General features: G+C 47.1%; 19 protein-coding genes. 6 read left to right on the top strand and 13 right to left on the bottom strand.

The window, feature by feature from the left end; all coding sequences use genetic code 11:
- Positions 1 to 7 precede the first annotated feature (7 nt).
- Entirely contained in the window at positions 8 to 1,069 is a 1,062-nt protein-coding gene (locus CIK88_RS03095) for a CapA family protein (protein WP_094434440.1), read from the top strand.
- A gap of 358 nt (positions 1,070 to 1,427) precedes the next feature.
- Here CIK88_RS03095 and pgeF read toward each other — a convergent pair whose 3' ends face one another.
- Genes pgeF through hpt form a run of 4 tightly spaced genes read right to left on the bottom strand, consistent with a single transcriptional unit; the run spans position 1,428 to position 4,548 of the window.
- Entirely contained in the window at positions 1,428 to 2,225 is a 798-nt protein-coding gene (gene pgeF / locus CIK88_RS03090; RefSeq protein WP_094434438.1) for a peptidoglycan editing factor PgeF, read from the bottom strand.
- A complete protein-coding gene (obgE, locus tag CIK88_RS03085; RefSeq protein WP_094434436.1) occupies positions 2,215 to 3,387 on the bottom strand; it encodes a GTPase ObgE in 1,173 nt (390 codons plus the stop codon). The genes pgeF and obgE overlap by 11 nt, the downstream gene beginning before the upstream one ends.
- Before the next feature lie 10 nt (positions 3,388 to 3,397).
- Complete coding sequence (locus CIK88_RS03080; protein WP_094434434.1) at positions 3,398 to 3,970, bottom strand: adenylate kinase; 573 nt, start codon at positions 3,968 to 3,970, stop codon at positions 3,398 to 3,400.
- 32 nt (positions 3,971 to 4,002) lie between these two features.
- On the bottom strand, positions 4,003 to 4,548 hold the full coding sequence (hpt, locus tag CIK88_RS03075) for a hypoxanthine phosphoribosyltransferase (protein WP_094434432.1): 546 nt from the start codon (positions 4,546 to 4,548) through the stop codon (positions 4,003 to 4,005).
- Between the two features lie 91 nt (positions 4,549 to 4,639).
- On the opposite strand from hpt, the gene CIK88_RS03070 reads away from it, so the two are divergent.
- Positions 4,640 to 6,154: an NAD(P)H-hydrate dehydratase gene (locus CIK88_RS03070; RefSeq protein WP_094434430.1), complete on the top strand. Its 1,515-nt coding sequence runs from the start codon at positions 4,640 to 4,642 to the stop codon at positions 6,152 to 6,154.
- 23 nt (positions 6,155 to 6,177) lie between these two features.
- Positions 6,178 to 7,242 carry a DUF4831 family protein gene (locus tag CIK88_RS03065; protein WP_094391194.1) on the top strand — a complete coding sequence of 355 codons (1,065 nt, stop codon included), beginning with the start codon at positions 6,178 to 6,180 and terminating at the stop codon, positions 7,240 to 7,242.
- A gap of 87 nt (positions 7,243 to 7,329) precedes the next feature.
- On the opposite strand, the gene CIK88_RS03060 is transcribed toward CIK88_RS03065, so the two are convergent.
- Together CIK88_RS03060 and CIK88_RS03055 are read right to left on the bottom strand one after the other, a co-directional pair.
- Positions 7,330 to 7,845, bottom strand: coding sequence for a hypothetical protein (locus CIK88_RS03060; RefSeq protein WP_094434428.1), 516 nt, complete (start codon positions 7,843 to 7,845; stop codon positions 7,330 to 7,332).
- 137 nt (positions 7,846 to 7,982) lie between these two features.
- A complete protein-coding gene (locus tag CIK88_RS03055; protein ID WP_094434426.1) occupies positions 7,983 to 8,918 on the bottom strand; it encodes a hypothetical protein in 936 nt (311 codons plus the stop codon).
- Positions 8,919 to 9,251: 333 nt separating this feature from the next.
- On the opposite strand from CIK88_RS03055, the gene CIK88_RS03050 reads away from it, so the two are divergent.
- A complete protein-coding gene (locus CIK88_RS03050) occupies positions 9,252 to 10,820 on the top strand; it encodes a hypothetical protein (protein ID WP_094434424.1) in 1,569 nt (522 codons plus the stop codon).
- A 19-nt stretch (positions 10,821 to 10,839) separates the two neighbouring features.
- Here the strand turns inward: CIK88_RS03050 and CIK88_RS03045 are convergent, their stop codons facing one another.
- The 6 genes from CIK88_RS03045 to CIK88_RS03020 all read right to left on the bottom strand — a co-directional run bounded on the left by CIK88_RS03045 (position 10,840) and on the right by CIK88_RS03020 (position 17,540).
- Positions 10,840 to 12,069: an L-serine ammonia-lyase gene (locus CIK88_RS03045; RefSeq protein WP_094434422.1), complete on the bottom strand. Its 1,230-nt coding sequence runs from the start codon at positions 12,067 to 12,069 to the stop codon at positions 10,840 to 10,842.
- A 422-nt stretch (positions 12,070 to 12,491) separates the two neighbouring features.
- Entirely contained in the window at positions 12,492 to 13,010 is a 519-nt protein-coding gene (locus CIK88_RS03040; RefSeq protein WP_144007515.1) for a hypothetical protein, read from the bottom strand.
- A 275-nt stretch (positions 13,011 to 13,285) separates the two neighbouring features.
- The gene (locus CIK88_RS03035; protein WP_094391190.1) at positions 13,286 to 14,287 is read right to left on the bottom strand and encodes a class II fructose-bisphosphate aldolase; all 1,002 of its coding nucleotides are present in this window, start codon (positions 14,285 to 14,287) and stop codon (positions 13,286 to 13,288) included.
- Positions 14,288 to 14,519: 232 nt separating this feature from the next.
- A complete protein-coding gene (locus tag CIK88_RS03030) occupies positions 14,520 to 15,065 on the bottom strand; it encodes a hypothetical protein (protein ID WP_094434418.1) in 546 nt (181 codons plus the stop codon).
- Between the two features lie 223 nt (positions 15,066 to 15,288).
- Positions 15,289 to 15,966, bottom strand: coding sequence for an MIP/aquaporin family protein (locus tag CIK88_RS03025; RefSeq protein ID WP_094434416.1), 678 nt, complete (start codon positions 15,964 to 15,966; stop codon positions 15,289 to 15,291).
- A gap of 35 nt (positions 15,967 to 16,001) precedes the next feature.
- Positions 16,002 to 17,540, bottom strand: a complete 1,539-nt coding sequence (locus CIK88_RS03020) for a glycoside hydrolase family 43 protein (protein ID WP_094434414.1) — start codon at positions 17,538 to 17,540, stop codon at positions 16,002 to 16,004.
- Positions 17,541 to 17,624: 84 nt separating this feature from the next.
- On the opposite strand from CIK88_RS03020, the gene CIK88_RS03015 reads away from it, so the two are divergent.
- Complete coding sequence (locus CIK88_RS03015; protein WP_094434412.1) at positions 17,625 to 18,620, top strand: YqiA/YcfP family alpha/beta fold hydrolase; 996 nt, start codon at positions 17,625 to 17,627, stop codon at positions 18,618 to 18,620.
- Between the two features lie 33 nt (positions 18,621 to 18,653).
- Here CIK88_RS03015 and CIK88_RS03010 read toward each other — a convergent pair whose 3' ends face one another.
- Entirely contained in the window at positions 18,654 to 21,662 is a 3,009-nt protein-coding gene (locus CIK88_RS03010; RefSeq protein WP_094434410.1) for a PEP/pyruvate-binding domain-containing protein, read from the bottom strand.
- A 942-nt stretch (positions 21,663 to 22,604) separates the two neighbouring features.
- Here CIK88_RS03010 and CIK88_RS03005 point away from each other — a divergent pair.
- Positions 22,605 to 23,636, top strand: coding sequence for a LacI family DNA-binding transcriptional regulator (locus CIK88_RS03005; RefSeq protein ID WP_094434408.1), 1,032 nt, complete (start codon positions 22,605 to 22,607; stop codon positions 23,634 to 23,636).
- The last annotated feature ends 52 nt before the right edge of the window (positions 23,637 to 23,688 follow it).

Raw genomic sequence — 23,688 nt, 5'->3', positions numbered from 1 at the left:
CATCTTCATGTTCCGATTATTACTCACTCTTACTATATGGGCAGGTCATTCTTTGACCTGCCTTTCTGCTTCACTGACCATCGCTCTTACGGGAGATATCATGATGGGCACCACCTATCCCACACCACGACTACCGTGGAGGGATGGCAAATACCTGTTTCGCGACACACGCGACATCCTCAGGCAAGCCGACTTGGCAGTGGGCAATCTTGAAGGAACACTATGCGACAAGGGTGAAACACGCAAGGAGGGCAAAGCCAACAACTATGCTTTTCGCACACCAACAAGCTACGCCTGGTGGCTGAAAGATGCCGGCTACGACTTTGTGAGCATGGCAAACAACCATAGTTTCGACTTCGGCATAGAGGGAGTCATATCCACCGAGCACGCTTTGCGACAGCAGGGCATCGCCTTTGCAGGCATTGCCGGACGATCGGAAACAGCCGTTGTCATGCGCCAAGGTGTGCGCATCGGTCTCTGCGCCTTAGGTCACAACAGCTATACAGTCAGTCATCTCGACCTGAAGAAAGTGGGTAAACTGTTGAAACAGCTGCGCCAACAGTGCGACATCATCATCGTTTCGTTCCACGGTGGAGCCGAGGGGACGGCACAGAGTCATGTACCCAACGGCATGGAGGGCTTTCTGGGCGAGCGTCGTGGAGCATTGCGCCAACTGGCACACTACTGCATTGACCACGGTGCCGACGTGGTTTATGGTCACGGTCCGCATGTGGTTAGGGGCATTGAAGTCTATAAAGGACGGTTCATTGCCTACAGTCTGGGCAATTTCTGCACACCCTTCGGCATCAGTCTGCAAGGTGTTTCTGGCTACGCACCTATAGTGACGGTGACAATCGACCACAAGGGCAGATTTCAAAAAGGTCGCATCTATTCGTTCATACAAATCTACGGCGCAGGTCCGCGCAAGCAAGATGGTAAGCGTTTCTTGGTGGCACACCAGATGAAAGCACTATCCGAAACCGATTTCCCACATAGTGATGCCTGGATAGATTTGCGTGGAAACATCGGACTGATACGTTACACACGACGTTCTCTGACCACCATTTGACCACCAGCCGATACCTCATTCCTCCCTTGCAATTATCACCTGCCATTGCAAATCAATTTGTTTTCCTCAGCAAATCAATTTATTTTCCTCAGCAAATCAATTTGTTTTCCTCAGCAAATCAATTTACTTTCCTTAGCAAATCAATTTACTTTCCTTAGCAAATCAATTTATTTTCCTCAGCAAATTCATTGAAATTGCAGACCAAATTCATTGATTTTACTCAGCAAATTCATTGAATTTGCAAGCAAGCAGACCGTTTCAAATGGTGTAAATGCCTGATACTTTGCGGTTTCAACGATACTCAAAAAACACACGCAGAAACCGACTATATCAATCGCAACAGCATGCCCCTTCACCGTCAATCGCGATGGGGAGTCAGCATGATGCCGTTGTATATCCTACCACTGTCTATTCCAAGGTGGCGCGCAGAGAAATACATATCCGACTGCGCATAAGTGCAAATGCCTGAAGAGATGATGCACTGAGGGGCAACACCAAGTTGGATCAACTGGCGGCGATTACATTCGGGCAGATCAATATGCCATTTCTGGTATCGCCGGCTGATTGGTTCCATCTCAAAGCCAGCATCAACAAACTGCTGATAGACCTCATCGCCCACTTCAAAATGGTCGATACTGATACCAGGACCTATTGCTGCGGTAAGCTCAGAAGGTTGTGTACCGTAAGCAGCACGCATGCGTTCAATGGCTTTGACCACAATACGCTGTACGGTGCCACGCCATCCGGCATGGACAGCACATACGGCATGGTGTGCCGCATCATAGATCAACACGGGAATGCAATCGGCTGTTGACACGCCAACACAGATGCCCGGCACATCGGTCATCACCGCATCGAAACCGTCTGTCAGTTCGTCACGCACCACAGCAGGCTGTTCGGTAAAGTCGCGGCCTATCTGTTTGACCTCGGCAGCATGCACCTGGTGGGGCACTACGAGTTGCGCCATACCGATGCCAAGGCGTTGGCAGAGCGCTGTGCGGTTGGCTTCGATGTGGGCAGGGTCGTCGCCACAATATCTATTGATATTAAAAGCGGCGTAATTGCCCTCGCTGCATCCACCTTTTCTGGTGGTGCTGAAGGCAATCACGCCGTTTCCCATATCGTAATCGTGCCACTGGGGCAGATTATTCTTCATCTTCGTATTCAAAATCTTCAAGGTCGTCAACATCCTCAAGGTCGTCGTCGTCGAGGTAGATGATATCTTCATCTTCGCCCTCATCCGCCATTTCCTGTGCAAACATCGACATATCCTTGTCGCGGTGTACGATATTCTCTTCACCGATGGCAGTAGCCAACTTATTGCTTTCGTCGTTGAGTTCTGCCCAAAGCACATCTTTGAGCTCGTCAAGACCTTGGTTGGCAACAGCCGATATGAATACCACGGGGAGATCGTCGGGCAGAGTCTCGCGCAACATGTCGATCAGTTCCTCGTCGAGCAAATCACACTTGGTGACCGCCAGCACACGGTGCTTATCGATCAAATCGGGATTAAACTGCCGCAATTCATTGAGCAGTATCTCGTATTCACGCTTGATATCGTCGGTATCGCCAGGCACCATAAAGAGCAATAGTGAGTTGCGCTCAATGTGGCGGAGGAATCGCAAACCGAGTCCTTTGCCTTCGCTGGCTCCCTCAATGATACCGGGAATATCTGCCATCACAAACGATTTGTGGTCGCGATAGCCCACGATACCGAGGCTGGGCTCCATCGTGGTGAAGGGATAATTGGCTATCTTCGGACGGGCATTCGACAAGGCTGAGACCAGTGTGGATTTGCCGGCATTGGGAAAACCGACAAGGCCGACATCTGCCAACAACTTCAGTTCGAGGATCACAGTCATTTCCTGCATCGGTTCACCGGGCTGCGCATAGCGCGGAGCCTGGTTGGTGGCTGATCGGAACTGATAGTTACCCAATCCGCCGCGACCGCCTTTAAGGAGCATCACCTCTTGTCCGTCGTAGGTTACATCGCAGACATATTTGCCGGTTTCAGCATTATAGACCACCGTGCCACAGGGCACGTCGATGTAGATATCCTTGCCGTCGGTGCCGTGACACTTGTCGCGACCGCCATTACCGCCGTGTTCGGCGAAGATATGGCGCTCGTATCTCAGGTGTAACAACGTCCAATAGTTGTGGTTGCCACGCAGAATGATGCTTCCGCCCTTGCCTCCGTCGCCCCCGTCGGGGCCGCCGTTAGGGTTGTATTTCACATGGCGCAGGTGCATAGACCCACGTCCGCCTTTACCCGAACGGCAACAGATTTTCACATAGTCAACGAAATTGCTTTCCGGCATATCAGTCGTATTAAAGATTATCGATTACTTTCTGGATGTCGCCGAAGATGCGATCCAGAGTGCCAAGTCCGTCGATGTGGTGGTGAAGGCCTTCCTTCTTATACCACTCTACGAGGGGCATGGTCTGTGAATGATATACTACGAGGCGCTTCTTGATAGTCTCCTCGTTGTCGTCGGCACGACCACTTTCCTTTCCGCGCTTGATGAGTCGAGTCATCAACTCCTCTTCGGGTACGTCGAGTTCTATCATGGCTGCTACCTTGTGTCCACGCTCATCAAGCATTTTCTTCAGTGCTTCAGCTTGTGGAATGGTGCGGGGGAAACCGTCGAAGATTACTCCGGCGTGATCTTTGCCAAATGAGTCATACACATTGGCAAGGATGCTAATCATCAGCTCGTCGGGAATCAACGCACCCTTTTCAATATAGCTTTGAGCGGTCTTGCCCAACTCTGTTCCGTTTTTAATCTCGTTGCGAAGCACATCGCCAGTAGAGATATGACCCAAGCCATACTTCTCGATGAGCAAATCGCTCTGTGTTCCTTTACCGGAGCCGGGAGCTCCGAAGATTACAATATTCTTCATTTCTTTTCCAAATAAAATTAAAAAGTTTATCCTTACTCGTTATCTGTCTTTACTTTGTAAATTTCCTTCAACTGACGACCTTGCTGGTCATAATCCAAACCATAGCCCACAATGAAGTCGTTGGGGATGGTGAATGCCACATAGTTAATATCGAGCTGCTCCTGCAAGCGGTCGGGTTTCATCGTCAGCGTACATATCAACACACGCTCGGCATGGCGGTCGTGCAGTTCGTTGAGGATGCTGCGCATGGTCAGACCGCTCTCGATGATGTCTTCCACAATAACCACTGTGCGTCCGGTGAGGTCTTGGTTCACACCGATCAACTGCTTCACCTTACCAGTAGAGGCTGTACCTTCATAGCTTGCCACCTTGACAAAGGTCACTTCACAGGGAATCGTCACCTCGCGCAATAGGTCAGCGGCAAATATAAACGATCCGTTGAGCACCGCCATAAACAGCGGATTGTCATCCTTCAGGTCGGCACTGATCTGGCTGCCGAGCTCCTTGAGGCGTTGTTTGATTTGCGATTCTGATATCGATGTCTCGAATGTTTTGTCCTTGATCTTTACGACTCCCATATATAAGAAATATAAAATTTCTTGCAAAATTACTAAATTTTCAGCAAAGTATGACTATATATTACTATATTTTTGCTAATTTTGCAGTGAAATGAAGATATTTACAAGCGCTCAGATTCGTGAGCTTGACCGATATACCATTGAGCATGAGCCCATTCAGAGTATCGATCTGATGGAAAGAGCAGCTTCCACATTGGCAAGAACCATTGCCAATACATGGGACAGCTCAGTGAAAGTTGTCGTTTTTGCCGGCCCTGGCAACAACGGCGGTGATGCGCTTGCCGTGGCACGACTCCTCGGCGAGCAAGGGTATCAAGTGGCTGTTTTTCTCTTCAACATCAGAGGCAGACTATCGCCCGACTGTCTGATCAACAAACGGAGAGTGCAGGAATGTAAGCACATCAAGAAATTTGTAGAGGTAACACAAGAGTTCGACCCGCCACAACTGGAGAAGGGAATGCTTGTCATCGACGGACTTTTCGGGTCGGGACTCAACAAACCGCTGGCGGGTGGATTTGCCTCACTGGTGAAGTACATCAATGCTTCGCCGGCTGAGGTCGTGGCTATCGACATGCCTTCTGGCTTGATGAGTGAAGACAATACCTACAATGTCAGCTCTAACATCATCAGAGCATCGGTCACACTGACGCTGCAACAACCCAAACTCTCGTTTCTCTTCCCTGAAAACCAACAGTTTATCGGCCGATTGCGAACACTCGACATTCGACTGAGTCAGGAGGGTATCAGTAAAATAGATGCCAACTACACCGTCATCGAAGAGTCTGATGTCAGGCCATTGTTGAAAGAACGCAATCCTTTCGCCCACAAGGGACAGATGGGACACGCACTGATTATGGCTGGAAGTTACGGCATGGCAGGTGCTGCCATACTCGCTACCAAGGCATGTCTGCGTGCTGGCGCTGGAAAAGTGACGGTTCATACTCCACGCAAGAACTGTCAGATCATGCAAGTGGCAGTGCCCGAAGCGGTGTTGCAGCTCGACCATGAAGAGACTATCATCACTGAAGCGGTAGATACAGAAAACTTCCAAGCACTGGGCATTGGACCTGGTATAGGACAAAACGAAGCTACTGCCATACCATTCATCGCACAGTTGCGACGCGCCACCTGCCCCATTGTGGCTGACGCAGATGCCATCAATATCCTGGCAAGTCATCGCGCATGGAAGCAACAGCTGCCCAAAGGCATCATACTCACCCCACACGCCAAGGAACTGGACCGACTGGAAGGTGCATCGGTAGATAGCTTTGAACGACTAACCAAAGCCCACCAACTGGCAGAACGACTGCATGGCTATGTCATCGTAAAGGGAAGATATACCGCCATCTGTATGCCCGACGGACATATACGTTTCAATTCGACAGGTAATGCGGGGATGGCAACTGCTGGAAGTGGCGATGTGCTGACCGGAATCATTACCGCACTATTGGCACGTGGCTATGAGCCTCAACATGCTTGTATTGTGGGTGTGTATCTCCACGGACTGGCTGGCGACCTCGCTGCACGCGACTTGGGAGAAGAGAGCCTCACGGCAAGCGACATCATCGATTATCTGCCTCGAGCATTCAAAAGATTAAAAGAATAAAAACATAACAACTATTGACTAATATGAAGAAGTACATACTCACACTGCCCTTGCTCTTCGTGAGCATCATCACCATGGCACAGGCGGTATCAACACCTTTGAAACCCGGAAGGACTCCAGAGGGTGTGGTATATTTCCTACCCAAAACGGTGTTTCAACTCAATCTGCTGGTTGAGAAAAAGACCTACAAGCCGGGCGAATTTTGTAAATATGCGGAGAAATTTCTACGTCTCTCTGGCATTGCACAGGAAGAGGAAGTGACCCACAGCATCGTCAGTTACGGACTCACACCTGTTGGTGTTCGCGACACATCAAAGTGTTATACCGTCATGCTGAAAGGTAAGAGTGCTACTGCAGAAGTGAAGTTGAGCGACGACGGTGTGCTTCAGGCGGTCAATGCCGAACCGGCTAAAGTGAAAGTGAAAGAGCCTTTCAAACCTGCGCCACGCAAGGCACCTGTCGATTCCAAACAGTATCTCAGTGCCGAAGTATTGTCGGCAGGTAGTGTGGCAAAGATGGCTGAACTGACCGTGCAGCAGATTCTTGAGATACAAAACCATCGTCAAATGCTCATCAGCGGTGAGGCGGAAGACGTGCCGACCGATAAAGATCAGTTGCAACTGATGATTGACCAGCTCGACAAAGAGCGCGAAGCACTCATGTCGATGTTTCTTGGCACCACTACACGCGATACTGTAGAGCAGGTTATCACGATTTGTCCGGAGAAAGAAGTGAAGCGCGAAGTTGTTTTCCGCCTCAACAAGAAGATCGGTCTGGTAGATAAAGACGATCTGTCGGGCATCCCCTACTACATGAACATTGAAGATGAGCACCATACCACGTTGCAGAAATATGATATTCCTGAGAATAAAAAGGACGGTGGATTCTTTGTCAACGTACCCGGAAGAATCAAGTTTACCCTGTTGCGCGAAGACCATCAGTTGGCATCGTTCAACCTCTATGCCGCACAGTTTGGTTTTGTAGAACTGCGCAGCGGCTCACTCTTCAAACGCTATGTCACCCACATGACCCTTAACCCCGTTACGGGTTCTGTGGAGACAATACATGCCGACATGCCTACAAAATAGGCACACCGAATTATATATATAATATATAACGCACAAAAGCCCCGTAGCAACGTTGCTACGGGGCTTTTGTGCAGTGTCGGGGGAACATCAGAAGCGGAATCCAAGCGACACGAAGGGGGCATAACAAGTAGGCTGGTTGCCATGGAAATTGCGCATCGAAAAGCCCACGCCGACAATAGGTTGGAAGCGTTGTGCCGTGGGATGCTTATAGAAATACAGGCCCAGCGAATAGGTAGAGTTTGCAAAATCGCTCTTTCCCACCGATACAGATGCTGTGCCGCGCAGCTCCAATGCACCCAGGCGACCGCGCTCGTTGCTGATCAACTGATAGCCCAATCCGCCTCCGATATTCGTTGCATTGTTATAATCTTTCGTAGCGCCATTCTTCGGAATAAAGAAGTCGGTGTGTGCCAACGCATGGATAGACAGACGGTTGATGGGTGAGAAATTGAGGTCGAACGATGCGCCCATGGGCGAAAGGTCCTTGGCTGGCATACCCATTGTAAACGATGCATCGAAATGCAAAGGCACATTCTCTGTTTGGGCTTTTGCACCCACTGCTGTCATGCAGAGCATCACAGCCATAAACAATACTTTTCTCATAATCTACTCTTGTTCGTTATTATTTTTCTGGTGCAAATATATGCAGAATATCTAACTATCATCTATATTAAACACTATTTTATATCGTTAGTAATGATTATTTAACTACCTATACAGCACTTGTAACACTTGTTAAGTTATTCTCGCGTATCTGGCACGTTCCACAATTGGTAGCTTGCATTGCCAACAATGAAAGCATTTCGCAGATTTCTCTTTATTTCCTCGCTCAGCTCTGAATTATCCACAAGCTTTAAAACCTTCATGAGATAATCACCATCATTCTCATCTACATCAATATTGTTAAGACCGGAAAAAAAGGTTTCCAGAAGTGTCAGTTCTCCTTGTTTATTTGGATATTTTGCAATCCAAGCTGCGATAATATCGTGAAGATCCTCGCCATTAACAGATTGATAATCGCCTCCTGCAACAAAATCAAAGAGTTCCTTGTTGTTCGCAAAATCCTGTTTTATCTCGTTTTTGTCAACCCGATAAAACTCGCTCGTCTTCTGTGCAATACATTCAAGGATAGAATCACGTGAGAGTTTTTGTCCCTGATTCTCATTCTTGATATCCAGCAATATCCTATTATGAAAATATCCAATGCTGTCGCCTATGGTCAAGAGTTCCTCCGACACATCACCCGGGAACAAGTTATTCATAGATTTATCATCTGGGTTCATCGGAGGGAACAACTCATCATCACCTTTTGAGCGAGTATATATTTCTATAACTGGCTCATCAAGAAATGCAGCAACCAAACCTGATGTAGCAGTTGCACCCGCTGCAGTTCCAGCAGGACCAAACCACGAACATACGATTCCGCCTACTGCGTCAGCTACAGTAACACCGACGATTCTTTTGAACCATCCCCACACGCTCCGTGTTTGCGAACGATTTTCTGCAGTGATTTCTTCATTAAGAGAAATCATCTGCTTCTGAACCTTTGCAAATTCGTTCGAAATTGCCAGTTCGTTTTGTTGTTGATTCAACGTTGTTTCACACGCATTCTCTTCCGCATTACACGAGAATAAAGTAAACAAAATAAAAACTGATAACAATTTGAAATTTTTCATTGTTTTTTGTTTTATGCCTCTTCCATATGAAAACTGCACAAGATTTATCCAACTCCGAGGCTATTTAAAATTCACATTTTCACCGTGTGCACACTTCATTTAACAAAGAAGCCGGTGGTTAAATCACAATGCAAAAGTACATGTTTTATCTTCAAGCGCCCTGTCGTAAACGCATTTTAACACTACAGATGTTACAAAACGAAAATAGCCTTAATTTCTTGTACTTAAATACATTAGATATTCTTTTACCCATATTCTTGATATAAAAATGCTACGTTTTGTCCTCAATTTCGCCGATTTTTTTATAACTTTGTCGCCAAATAGATAATAAATATGAGACTTCAAACAAAAGTAAATTCTATCTTACTACTATCCATATGCACGCTACTTGTCAATTGCAGCAGTGAAATCAATCACAAGCTTGAAACAGTTGACAAACTTCTTGATCAAGATTCACTTCAAGTTGCAGCATCACTTTTACAAAACATCAATACAAGCGAAATCAAGACGTCAAAGGATTCTGCCTACTATCTGCTGCTTAAAACAGAAATTGACTGGCAAAAACAAAAGAAAATAAACAGCGATTCTGCCATTACCTACTGCATTGATTACTATACCAAGACCTATGATGCCCGCAAACTAGCACTCTCATTGCACTATAAAAGCGGTATCCTCTATGAGTTTGGCAGAATAAAAGAAGCCATTATTCTTGAAAAAAAAGCAGAACAAATAGCCAAGCCGCTACACGATGATATACTGAATTTTAAAATATACACCAATCTTGGCTACTACAACGACAAAAACTATAACAGCAATGAAGCATTACAATATAACCAAAAGAAATTGCAAATAGCCAATAGAATCAACAATATAACCTATAAAACATATACCTTAGGAGAAATCGCAGCTATCCATATTGGCGAGAATAACAAAGATAGCGCTAAATATTATATTATGGAAGCCTATAGGAACATCAACTTTTTTACGCACGACGATTTGGTCTATCTATGGGCAAACATGGCTTTACTATTAGACGACACTTATCCTAATGAAGCCGAACAACTATACCAGAAGGCTCTACAAAATAATAAAAATCCTATTATATATGGACTTCTCGCCAACCACTACTACAAAAATCACCAAGGCGAAAAAGCCATGTTATATTTTGAAAAAGCAAAAAGTGTTACTGACTTACGCTTCAAAATTTCATTTTTAGAGGCCCAACATCAATATCTCTCTGAGCGAAACAAGGAGCACGAAGCCCATGAGGTAGCTAAGCGAATCATTGCACTGAAAGATAGCTTGGAACAGAAAAACAAGCAAGACAGCATCAAGGAGATACAAGGAATGCTCGACCAAGAGTACATGCGACATGAAGCCCGCAAAGAGGAACACCTTCTGCTTTCCTTTTGCGTCATCCTCACACTACTGATTGTCATCGTTATCACAGTTCATTTTATACGCAGACAACACTACAAGCAACAAATCAAGCTGCATAAAGACGAAATGCTAGTCAACAAAAAAGAAATAGAACAATTGCAAGACTCTTCTGAAAAGTCTGCAAAAGATATCAAATTACTGCATAAGGAAGTGGAAATGCTGCGCAACAAGCAGTCGCAACTGCTTGCCAAAGGCAAACAACGCTATGAGGAAATCCAACAAGGAGGCAACACGCTTCTATGGCGTAAGCCCGACTTCACAGCATTTATGGAATACTATCGCATGCAGGATGCATCTTTCGTGGAGCAGTTGGAGAACAAAGATGAGATTTCGTCACCTCGTTTGATGATGTTTAAAACACTCGTCCACATGGGCTATTCAAAAGAAAGAATAGCAAAGGCTCTCTGCGTGAGCGAAGACTCGCTACGCACCTATAAATCCAGAGTCAAAAACAATAAGTAGTAGTGTGTCCGCTCTCTTGTCAGTCTCTGCGTTCCTCTTTGTGCAACTGATAGGCACGCGCCAAACCGCCTTCACTCGTCTCCTTATAGAGCGACGGCAGGTCGTGACCGGTCTGCTTCATCACCTTCACTACACGATCGAACGAAACACGGTGGCTACCGTCTGACAAAGCAGCGTAAAGGTTGGCATCGAGAGCACGGGTAGCTGCGAAAGCATTGCGTTCAATACATGGAATCTGCACCAGACCGCACACCGGATCGCATGTCATTCCAAGGTGATGCTCCAATCCCATCTCTGCTGCATACTCCACCTGCGACGGACTACCACCAAACAATTGACAAGCTGCGGCAGATGCCATGGCACAAGCCACACCTACTTCGCCCTGACAACCTACATCGGCACCAGAGATAGAAGCATTGCGTTTCACCACATTGCCAAAGATACCGGCAGTAGCCAAAGCGTGGAGAATACGAATATCGCTAAACTTATGACCGCGAGACAAGTGATAGAGCACGGCAGGCAATACGCCACACGATCCGCAAGTGGGGGCGGTAACGATGGTACCACCTGAAGCATTCTCCTCGCTGACCGACAGTGCATAGGCATAAACCAAGGCACGGGTTTGCAACGACTGTTTATAACCGCTGGCTTTCACATAGTAGGTAGGACCTTTGCGAGGCAGATGCAACGGACCGGGCAATACACCTTCGTGGTCGATGCCGCGCTCCACACTCTCCTGCATGGCTTTCCAAACTTCAGCAAGATAGTCCCAGATGCCTTCATCCTCACATTCGCCGACATATTCCCAATAGTTGCGACCACTTTTCTCGCACCACTGTTGAATCTCAGCCATGGTATTCAGCTCATATACTTCACTTTGATCAGCAAACCAGCGTGGGTGTTCGCCTTCAGAAAGAGCACCGCCTCCCACGCTATAGCAGATCCACTCATCTATTATATTATTGTTCGCGTCGCGTGCCACAAACTTCATTCCATTAGGATGGAACGGCAGAAACACCTGCGGTTGCCATTCCAACTGCAACGGAGCGATGGGTTCAAGCACTTCTTTGATAGCCACATCGGTCATGTGGCCACGTCCCGTAGCAGCCAGGCTGCCATAGAGTGTCACCTCGAAAGAATAGGCGTCGCCATGATGACTGGCAAAGATTTGCGCAGCCTTCTGTGGTCCCATCGTATGACTACTCGATGGACCCTTACCTATTCGGTATAGTTCTCTTAATGATTTCATGTTTGCAAAGGTACGATTAAGTGAGTGAAATGCAAAATAAATGCTCGCTTTTATTTTCATTTCCGAGCGTGAGTACCTAAGGGCCGTAGGACCAAAGGTACGATTAAGTGAGTGAAATGCAAAATAAATGCTCGCTTTTATTTTCATTTCCGAGCGTGAGTACCTAAGGTCCATAGGACCAAAGGTACGATTAAGTGAGTGAAATGCAAAATAAATGCTCGCTTTTATTTTCATTTCCGAGCGTGAGTACCTAAGATGCAATACGTCAAAGGTACGATTAAGTGAGTGAAAAACCAAATCTATTTGAGTTTTTCCGAGCGTCAGTACCTAAGACAAGAAGAAATAAAAGAGGAGGCGTTGTCTGACGACAGCCACCTCCTATCATGGTCTAATGCGCATTACAGAGCGCAAATATCACAGCATCAGAAGCGAATGCCCAACGATACGTAAGGGCCATAGAAGTTTGGCACATTACCATGGAAGTTTCTGACATTAAAGCCTATACCAATAACTGGTTGGAAGCGCTGTGCATTGGAATGTTTATAGAAATACAGTCCCACACCATACGAAGTATTCTTATACGTAGAACTAGAACTTCCCAACGATGTAGTCAGTGTTCCTCGGAGTTCGAGTGTTCCCATACGCCAATTCTTGTTGTTGAGCAACTGATAACCGATACCGCCTCCTAAGTTAACGGCAATGTTGCTGTCTATGATTGCACCAATTTTGGGGATAAAGAATTCGGAGTGTGCCAATGCATGGATAGACAACCTGTTGATGGGGGAATAGCCGAAATCAATGTTTTCACCCATAAAAGTCAAATCTTTGGAAGATACTCCCATATAGAACGAACCTTCAAAATGCAGTGGACAACGCTCTTCCTGTGCCTTCACACCTATCGCCAGCATGCAAAGCAACATCATAATACCAATCTTTTTCATAATGCTAATATATTTGTTATTAAAAAATATACCGATGCAACATGTCATCGACAGCGCAAAATTACATCTTTTTACATCAATATCTATTGGTTTATTATCTTTTAACTCAGCGTATTATTGTAATTTAACGACCACCATAGAAGACTGATGTCATAAAGCACAATCGTTAACAGCAAAGGAACAATCATTAACAAAACAACAAAATCACTCTGCCATCCATCGGACAACAGAGTGATTTATAGTATTGTTATCTATCGCTTACGCGATGAATAGACTTAGCACTGAGCCAGTTTGCCATCAGAACCGAGCACATTCACAATCTTGTGGATGTACATCTTCTTCATGTTCTCACGAGCAGGCTTCAGATACTGACGTGGATCGAAATCTCCAGGATGCTCAGCTAAGTGCTTGCGGATAGCAGCAGTCATGGCAAGACGAGAGTCTGAGTCGATGTTGATCTTGCAAACAGCAGACTTAGCAGCCTGACGGAGCTGATCCTCAGGAATACCGATAGCAGCCTCAAGGTGACCACCATACTTATTGATAGTGTTAACCTCTTCCATAGGAACTGATGAAGAACCGTGGAGAACGATGGGGAATCCGGGGAGTTTCTTCTCGATCTCAGCGAGTACGTCAAATGCGAGTGGCGGTGGAACGAGCACACCGTTCACGAGCGTGCACTGCTCTGGAGTGAACTTGTGAGCACCGTGTGAAGTACCGATAGAGATAGCGAGTGAATCGCAACCAGTACGTGTAGCGAAGTCGATAACTTCCTCAGGTTTGGTATAGTGTGACTCAGCAGCAACTACATCATCCTCAACACCAGCAAGTACGCCGAGCTCAGCCTCAACAGTTACATCAAACTGATGTGCATATTCAACAACCTTCTTGGCCAAAGCAACGTTCTCCTCGTAAGGCAGTGATGAACCGTCGATCATTACAGAAGAGAAGCCATTGTCGATACAATCCTTGCAGAGCTCGAAAGTGTCTCCGTGGTCGAGGTGGAGCACAATCTCAGGATGCTCGCAACCGAGTTCCTTTGCATACTCTACAGCACCCTTAGCCAAGTTGCGGAGGATAGTTCCGTTAGCATAGTTACGTGCACCTTTAGAAACCTGCATGATAACTGGAGACTTTGTTTCAACAGCAGCCTGTACGATAGCCTGCATCTGCTCCATAGTGTTGAAATTGAATGCTGGGATAGCATAACCGCCAGCAACGGCACGCTTAAACATCTCACGAGTGTTTACGAGGCCGAGGTCTTTGTAATTTACCATATTCTTTTATATTTTTATATATGTTAGTTAAATTTTGATGCAAAGGTAGAAAAAAATATTTGAAAGTGTCAGATGTGGTAACAAAAAGTTATCCGTTTGTAGCTCATCTTTACACATTATTAATATATATCAGTTGGTCAATTGCCATTTTGCAAAATCCACATTCCATTTTTTGCCATTCTTCATATCCATCCACCACCTGCACTTTACGCTTTAGACACCCGAAGGTGGGTTAATAATTATCGAGCAGAGCCTGCTGCTTCTGCCGTTGGCGCTCAGCTTTGGAAGGTCCCTTCGGACCAACTATCTTGCCGATGGCCCATCCCACCAACGCCAAAGGATTGAAACCGACAGGTATTTTCTGCATCAACTGAGCATCCACCTTGTTGAGATGGGCATTGATGGCTGCCGTTTTGTCGCGCCGATGCCCATAGACTATCACTTCGCGCAGGGCATTAAGATTGGGCAACAGTCCGATGGTGTCGCCTTTCACCTCGTCGGGAAACAGATAGCGACTCTGATAGTTGGGGCAAGCCAGATCAACTCTTTTATAACCATTGCGCAGACAGAACACACCATTCCACGGTGTACGCATGTGCTGTCCGTCGTCGGTAGATACCTCCACGTTGCGCAGCGGAACACCCGTTTCCATATCGACCACTACCAGTTGGCGCTGATGGCTACAGCTGTCAGCCTCTTCTGCATGACTTTCCACCACTGCCAACAGTAGTGTGAGCAGTGTCAGGGCAATGCCTGTATGATATGTTTGTGCTTCCATTTCATCGGCAAAAATACAAAGATTCTGCCCAACACCATCGTTTTGCAAGTATTGTTATACTTCTTTTCACTCTGTTTACACAGCACCCCATGATGACTGTGCGCCATTGACATTGCTTAACATAGCAATGGCGTGACTCCCTCTGCAGGAGCCACGCCATATTGATGGATGACAGTCAGAACGACCGCATCAAACTGTTTCTGTTGCTACAGAGCCGATAAACTTATTTTCCATCGGGTGCAATCATCTTCCACACCCCTGCTGCCAATGCGCCACCGGCAAACGGACCGACGATGAAAACCCAGAGTTGGCTCAATGCCTGACCGCATTGGAAGAGGGCAGGACCGATGGAACGAGCGGGATTCACCGATGTTCCGGTATAGTGAATACCTACGAGATGGATGAGGATGAGCGACAAACCGATGGCAAGACCTGCAAAATTGTTGGTAGCACCATTGGTCTTGCTGGTAGCACCCAACACCACGAGGACGAAAAGGAAGGTGAGCAACACCTCTGCCAACAATCCGTTGAACACATTATTGGAAGCACATGCGTTTGCGCCAGTTGCCGTACCTTCCACCAAACTGGGGTCGGTCCATACCAGGAGCGATAGTACTGCAGCAGCTATGATGGCTCCAATGGTCTGAAACACCATATACATGCCGGCATCCTTGCCATTCATGCGTCCACTGAGGAATACACCCAGCGTAATAGCAGGATTGATGTGGCAACCGGAAATGCCGCCGATGGTATATGCCATGGCAATGACCGAGATACCGAAAGCCATAGCCGTTCCCACTACTGATGCCGTATCGACACCACAATTCAAACTTACTGCTGCACCGCAGCCTAAGAAGGTCAGCACGAATGTGCCTACCATTTCTGCTAAGTACTTCTTCATCGTGTTACGTGTTTAGTGAATATATTTGTTGATGATTAGTTTTCTATATAGTCGAAATAATTGAAACGGGCAGCGCCTTTGCCTTGGGCATACATGCCAACGACAACTCCGGTGAAGCCACCCACCACTTCGGTGCTGACCAACGAACAGGCCTGACGGGACAGCGTTGTGAACGGTGCACCGTCGGCAGCATATTCAAACACATAGTGGTCGGCAACGGCAGTGATACGCAAACGCACCATCTTGGCTTTTGCCAGCATTGCCTTCTGCGCCTGATGGAGTGTCTTGATGGTATAGGCAGCTTGTACTTCCACCCCACCCTTGTCGTCTTTGACGAGTGCAAGGTCGAAGTGTCCGTCATGGATCTGATAGACCGTGATGCCAGCCTCACATCCTTTATCCAGCGAAGCCACATCAATCTCGGTCTCCATAACCATGGTGTTGCTTTCCTGTCGGCGTCCGATGAATGTCGGCTGACTGTTCTCCGTCAGCGTACTGGCTGACGCTTTCAGTGTGACACCACCTTTGGCAAAGCGATAGTTGTCGGCGATGGGATTCTGGATATACACCCATTGTGGGTCTTTGGGATTGATGTCATGCTGACTCTTCACGCTGTCGGCAAGTGTGCCAAAGAGCGCCGGCACCTGCATGAGTGTATCGATAGGGTTACCACCATTGACCACAGGCCATTCACCCTCCTTCCATTCAACGGGTGCAAGATAGGTTTCCCTGCCCAGATGATGGTATGAACCGCCGAAATTGCGGTATGCCAAGAAGGTAATCCACCAACTTCCGTCGGCAGCCTGAACGAAATCGCCATGTCCGGTGCCTTGTATTTGCATCGTCTGTCCCTTCATGTTGCAGTTGGTGAGAATCGGATTGGCGGGATTCGACTCGTAGGGACCATAGATATCTTTGCTGCGTGCTATGGTCAGACGGTGTGCCAATTCGGTGCCACCCTCAGAGATGAGCAGGTAGTAATAGCCATCTTTCTTATAGATGTGCGGTCCTTCGGGATAGCGTCCACCAGTGCCTTGCCACAGTGGGCGGCTCTCGGTGAGTTGTTTGCCCGTTGCAGGGTCTATCTCACAGAGCATGATGGTATTGTCGGGATTAGACATCATATAGCATTTGCCATCTTCAAACCACAGCGATGGATCGATGCCTTGCTGCTCAAGCCATATCGGTTCGCTCCATGGTCCCTTCGGATCTTTGGCTGTTACCATGAAGTTGCCGCCATTACCCACATTGGTGGTGATCATATAATACACACCTTCATGGTAGCGAATGGTAGGTGCATAGATGCCCAACCATGACGACGCACCCTTCAGATTCAGTTGTGAGGAACGGTCGAGCACATTGCCAATCTGCTTCCAATTGACCAAATCAGTGGAATGGAAGATGGGTACACCTGGAAAATATTGAAATGAAGAGTTGACGAGATAGAAGTCGCTATTGACACGACAGATACTTGGGTCGGGATGATAACCTGGAATGATAGGGTTGCGCAGGGGCTGAGCAGAAACGGTCATAGCAGCCACCCATGTCATCAATAGTAGAAATACTTTTCTCATGTTACGATTTATTAGTCATATTTGGGTTCAAAGTTACGAAATATTTCGCAAATAATCAGTAACTTTGCAAAAAATTTCACTTCAATGGAAAATCCTTACATACAACAATATCCCGAACTGATGTCGGGAAAGACCGTACTCTATGTTCATGGCTTTGCTTCAAGCGGACAGTCGGGCACTGTGGCACGCCTTCGCGAAGTGATGCCCAACGCCCATGTGATTGCACCCGATCTGCCTTTGCATCCCGATGAAGCCATCGCCTTGCTACAGGACATCTGCCAGAAGGAGCAGCCTCATCTGATTATCGGCACATCGATGGGTGGCATGTATGCCGAGCGCCTCTATGGCTATGCTCGCATCTGTGTAAACCCTGCCCTACAGATGGGCGACACGATGAAGAGTCATGGCATGATCGGGGCACAGACTTTTCAGAACCCCCGACAGGACGGAGTGCAGGAGTTTATCGTGACCAAGGCATTGGCTAAAGAGTATAAAGACTTCTGTGAACACTGTTTTGAGGGAGTGACCGACGATGAGCAATCGCTGGTCTATGGACTGTTTGGCGATGAAGACACAACCGTAGATGGTTATGCCGACTTCCATGATCACTATCGCCAGGCATTGCATTTCCATGGCGAGCACCGCATGAACGACAAATCGTTTATGCACTCCGTGCTGCCGGTCATCCGTTGGATTGACGACAGCCAGGAGCAACGCGAACGACCTATTATATATATAGGTACTGAGACTCTTGCCGACAGTTACAACAAACCAACGAGTTCGATGGCAAAAGCTATCCGCATGCTCATTGAGCACTATCAGGTGTATTTCGTAGCACCATCGCCCAGTAGCGATGCTGCCGAGTATGCCGTCACTACCGACTGGCTGACGCAGTATGTGGGTGTTCCTGCCTGGGGTCACACCGTATTTACCAACCAGCGCCATCTGCTCTATGGCGACTATCTGATAGCTCGCGAGAAAACTCCCGACACCATGGCCACGCTATTGGAATACGGCAGCGACACCTTCAAGACATGGGAAGAGGTGATAGAATACTTCTCGCGTTTGGGCGGACAGTAAAGTCGGTCACCCCTTCCCACAGCCTATTTCCGTTTACTGTTCGGCATCGGGCAGAAGTACAACACCCTTCTGCTTCTTGCCATCCATCATGATCTTCAACGGCTTGTCGAAGCGCACATGGCGCACATGTGGTGTCTCTTCCACAGCAGGCATACTGTCGAGCACCTCTTTCTGAAATAGGCCATCGCCCGTATAGGTATTGATGGTGAAGTAACCCACGCCAAAGGAGGTGAGATTCTGAAAGAAGTGAGTGCCTTGCGAGGGATCGACATGATAGTTTTTGAGTCCCTCTTCCACGATAACGCGTGCTGCAGAGATGTGTGGCCACTTGACGGGAATGCCCAACCAATAGTCGCTTGATCCCCATCGTCCCGGTCCTACCAGTACGTAGTTGCGTCCCTCGTTGAGGAATCGTCTGTTGATTTGTTCTATCTCGTCGGCGATATACGGATTTTCTGAAGCCGTAAAATCATCGTTGGTCTTGACATATACCACATCGGTGACATCTTCCGAAATACCGTGTCCTAACGAGTTGGCAGATCGCAACAAGCATTTCTCATCGCTGATGGCATCGAGGTCGGCATCGAGCACCTGCTTGGAATCGACAATAGGTCGTATCTGCAACAGATAGAAATTGCCGTTCATCTTGCCTTGTTCGCCATTCTCCAGATTGCAAGCAAACTCTATTTCCACCGGGCGGCGCATTTCGTCGGCACCGAAGCGCTCCGACATCTGCAATATTTCTGGCAGTGGGAACACCCCGTGTTGGAGTACGCCACAGAAGGAAATAATCTTTCGTCCACCTTCGTAGATGCCGTCGCGAATCACTTGATCGTAGGGATCGAAGGTGGAAGCAATACCGGTGAGCGCCCCATCCTTATCGGCTTCTTTCACTCTCAGATTCTTGATATTGAAGCCATCATCCACTTGGAAATCATCGCCCACCCTACTCATATCGAGTGCATAGAAGCGTGTCTGGGTCTCACGGAGTGCCGTTTCCATCTCTGAGGTTTGCAACACCTGATTGGGATGATAGGGCGAAACGCGCAACGTCTGCCCTCCATCAACAATATATTTACCGAGCCCAAGGGCGAGGGAAGCAATACCTTCCTCGGCAGTCTCATCGCCTATCGGGTAATAGTTGAGTGATCGGAGCACACCGCTAAAGGTCGGATAGTATTTATCGCCATAGGTCTTGCCCACCACTTCCTGTAGTATGACAGCCATTTTCTCTTGGTCGATCACATTGGAAGTAGCCGTCATATAGGCTTTCGAATCTTTATAATAGACCGATGCATACACGCCTTTGATAGCACATGCCAACATACGGAGCATCTCATACTTATCGTCGAGATAAGGAATCATATAGGTGCTGTAGATACCGGCAAAGGGCTGATAATGGGAGTCCTCCAGCAGCGACGACGAGCGCACAGCGATTGGCGACTTGATCGCATCGAAGAAAGTGAAGAAGTCGGCAATGAGTGCATCGGGCAACTGTGCTTTGAGGAAGTGATGGAGTATCTCGTCATCGCTGGCATCGCTGAGGGCTATGCCCCAGAGATTGTTCTTATCCATAAACTGGTCGAAGTAGTCGGTGCAGAGCACAACGGTCTTCGGTATCATGACTCGCGCATTAGGATACTGATTGAGTTCGGGATGGCGCTTGATGATGTTGTCAAGGAATGCCAGGCCACGGCCTTTTCCTCCGAGCGAACCTTCTCCAATGCGTGCAAAGTGGCTGTAGGTGTCAAATTTCAGGCGGTCGAATACTGCCACCACGCCGATATTCTTCATGTGTCGATACTGCACGATGGCATCGAAGATAATCTGTCTGTGGGCATCGACATCCTGTAGCTTGTGCCAGGTGACATGTTTGAGGAATGCCGATACGGGGAAGATGGCTCTTGCACAGAGCCAGCGGCTCATGTGGTTGCGCGATATATGGTAGAGCATCGAGTCGTTGGGAATCTTGAAGATATTGTCTTGCAGTTCCTTCAGCGATCGCACACGACACACCTCTTCATGGGTTTGCGGATCGCGGAAGATGAAGTCGCCGAATCCCATGTGTTCTTCTATCACCTGTCGCAGGTCAACATTCATCTTCTTACTGTTCTTGTCGATGAAGTCAAAGCCCTCGGCTTCTGCCTTTGCGCGGTTTTCGCTTTCGCTACTTTGCAGAATGAGTGGCACATATTCATCGCGCTTGCGTATCTCGCGCAACAGTTTCAGTCCAGCCTCAGCATCGCCATCCTGCACCTGTGCCAACTGTCCGTGTGGGGTATGCATGGGGAATCGGGTATCGCTGATGACGCCCAAGGTATTTTCATGATACTTCTCATAGATGCGCATCGCATCCTCGTAGTTGGTGGCAAGCACCACTTTGGGGCGTCCTCGTTTGCGCTGTGCTGCAGCATGTGGATTGAGCGCTTCGGTCGAGAATCGCTTACTCTGTGCCAGAATATAGTTGTAGAGGTTGGGCAATACAGAGGAGTAGAAACGTATATTGTCCTCTACGAGGAGTATCATCTGCACGCCAGCCTCGTTGATATCGTGCTCGATATTCATCCGGTCTTCTATCAGTTTGATGATAGAGAGTATGAGGTTGGTGTTTCCCAACCAGCAGAACACATAGTCGAAGATAGACATATCCTCGTTTTCTATACGTTTGGTGATACCGTGTGAGAATGGTGTCAGCACCACACAGGGAATCTGTGGTGCCATGCGTTTCACGTCACGCGCCACAGCAAAGGCATCGTTGTCGGCATTACCTGGCATACATATCACCAGATCGACATCGGTAGTTTTAAGCACTTGCTCTGCCTCTTCAGTGGTTGACACCTGACTGAACGATGGTGGATAGCGCATGCCGAGTTCCATATACTCGTCGAAGAGTTTCTCATCCACTCTGCCATCGTCCTCCAACATAAAGGCGTCATAGGGGTTGGCAACTATAAGTACATTGAAGATGCGTCGTGTCATGAGGTTGACAAACGATACGTCTTTCAGATAAAACTGATTCCATTGCTGTGGTACTGTGCTCATTGTAGTACGTTTATTTGATTACAAAGGTACGATTAAGTGAAGAAAATGCAAAATTTATTTGAGTATTTTTGAACGTGAGTACCTAAGGTCTGTAAGACCAAAGGTACGATTAAGTGAAGAAAATGCCAAATTTATTTGAGTATTTTTGAACGTGAGTACCTAAGGTCTGTAAGACCAAAGGTACGATTAAGTGAAGAAAATGCAAAATTTATTTGAGCATTTTTGAACGTGAGTACCTAAGGTCTGTGAGACCAAAGGTACGATTAAGTGAGAGAAATGCAAAATAAAATAACGATTTTATTTTCATTTTCGAACGTGAGTACCTCAGATGCGTAGCATCTCTTCATCTGAAATCAGATAATAATGCATCGCGTGCGCACACGTGCGCACGCGAATTAGTTTTTTGTTTCAGATCGAACATCGAACACCACATTGAAATAACTTCGTGTATTACTGCACATTATAGCGGTGTTCGATTCTAAAAACACAGGAATATTCGAACACCCAGTTGCCATCGGTTTAGTGATGAGAAGTCATGACGAATAAGCAGCCATGCTCTCGCGCATAGTTATTTTAGTTTTTAAGAAATTTCGACCACACGACCACAGATATTTGCAATATCCTATCTGTTAGGATCTTACGGTGTGGTCGAATGTTCAAATCATGGAATTTCGACCACACTTCGACCACAACATGGTCGTAAGCGTATCTGTGGTGCTGCTGTTTCTCCATCAAAAGCAACAAATATCGCATAGAAATGAAACTGATCGGTATTTGCAGATCATGTTTTGACAAGGAGTTTCAGATGTTTGGCAAAAGTATTTCAGGTCAAATCCGATGTTTTTTTAATGCTAACGTTTGCATCTGATTTTATTGATTTACGTCAAAAATCACCTTTGTTTTCAAAAATAATAAGTACTTTTGTGCCAACAACTGAAAACCATGAGTGATAAAATACCTATAACAATGAAGGATATCGCCCGCGAATTGGGCGTTTCCGTAGCTACCGTGAGCCGTGCCTTGAAGGACAGTCCACGCATTAGCGCATCGCAAAAGAAACGCATCCAAGCCTACGCAAAGGAGCGCAACTTCTATCCTAATGTCATTGGTGAAGCCCTGCGTCACAGTAGGATACAGCCCATGAAGGTGATAGGAGTAATTGTTCCTGAGTTTGTGCATTACTATTTCATGTCAGTACTTTCGGGCATTGAGGAAGAAGCACGTGCACGCGGCTACCGTGTGATGGTGGCACAAAGCAACGAGCGCTATGATAAGGAAGTGGCTATCTGCGACTCCTTCTATAAGAATAAGGTGTGTGGCATCATTGTGTCACAAGCCAAGGACACCAAGCAATATGACCATTTCCGCAAACTGATGGACAATGGCGTACCTTTGGTATTTTACGACCGCATCTGTACAGGTGTGAATGGTTCGCGAGTTGTGGTAGATGACTATATGGGAGCATATACAGCCGTGACCCATCTGATAGATACCGGCTGCAAACGCATTGCTTTCTATGGTTCTCCCATGAATCTCGAACTGTCGAAGAACCGCTATAACGGCTATCACGATGCCTTGGCAAAACATGGTTTGAAAGAACATGAAGGCTTCGTTAAACTATGTGACAACCGTGCACAAGCCGAGGCTATTACACCAGAGATTCTATCATTACCAGAAGGCGAAAGACCCGATGCATTCTTTGCCATCAACGATGACACGGCTATCGGCATACTCTATACCGCCAAGCACATGGGATTCCGCATTCCTACTGACATCAGTATCTGCGGATTTACCAATAGTGACCGTGCCAAAGCCAGCGATCCAATGCTGACAACAGTAGAGCAGCGCGGTATTGCCGTAGGCGAAGAGGCTGCCAACATTCTAATAGGACAAGTGGAAGGCAGTATTCCCAAGGACGAAGTAGAACTGCGTGTAGTTCGTACCCGACTGGTTATCAGAGGTACGACACGCTAACATAGCATATTATAATATACGGCAAGCAACATGATACCATACGACACAAAAC

The sequence above is a fragment of the Prevotella sp. P5-50 genome (genome assembly GCF_002251295.1).
Classification (GTDB): Bacteria; Bacteroidota; Bacteroidia; order Bacteroidales; family Bacteroidaceae; genus Prevotella.
This window is presented reverse-complemented; position numbering and strand designations above follow the sequence as displayed.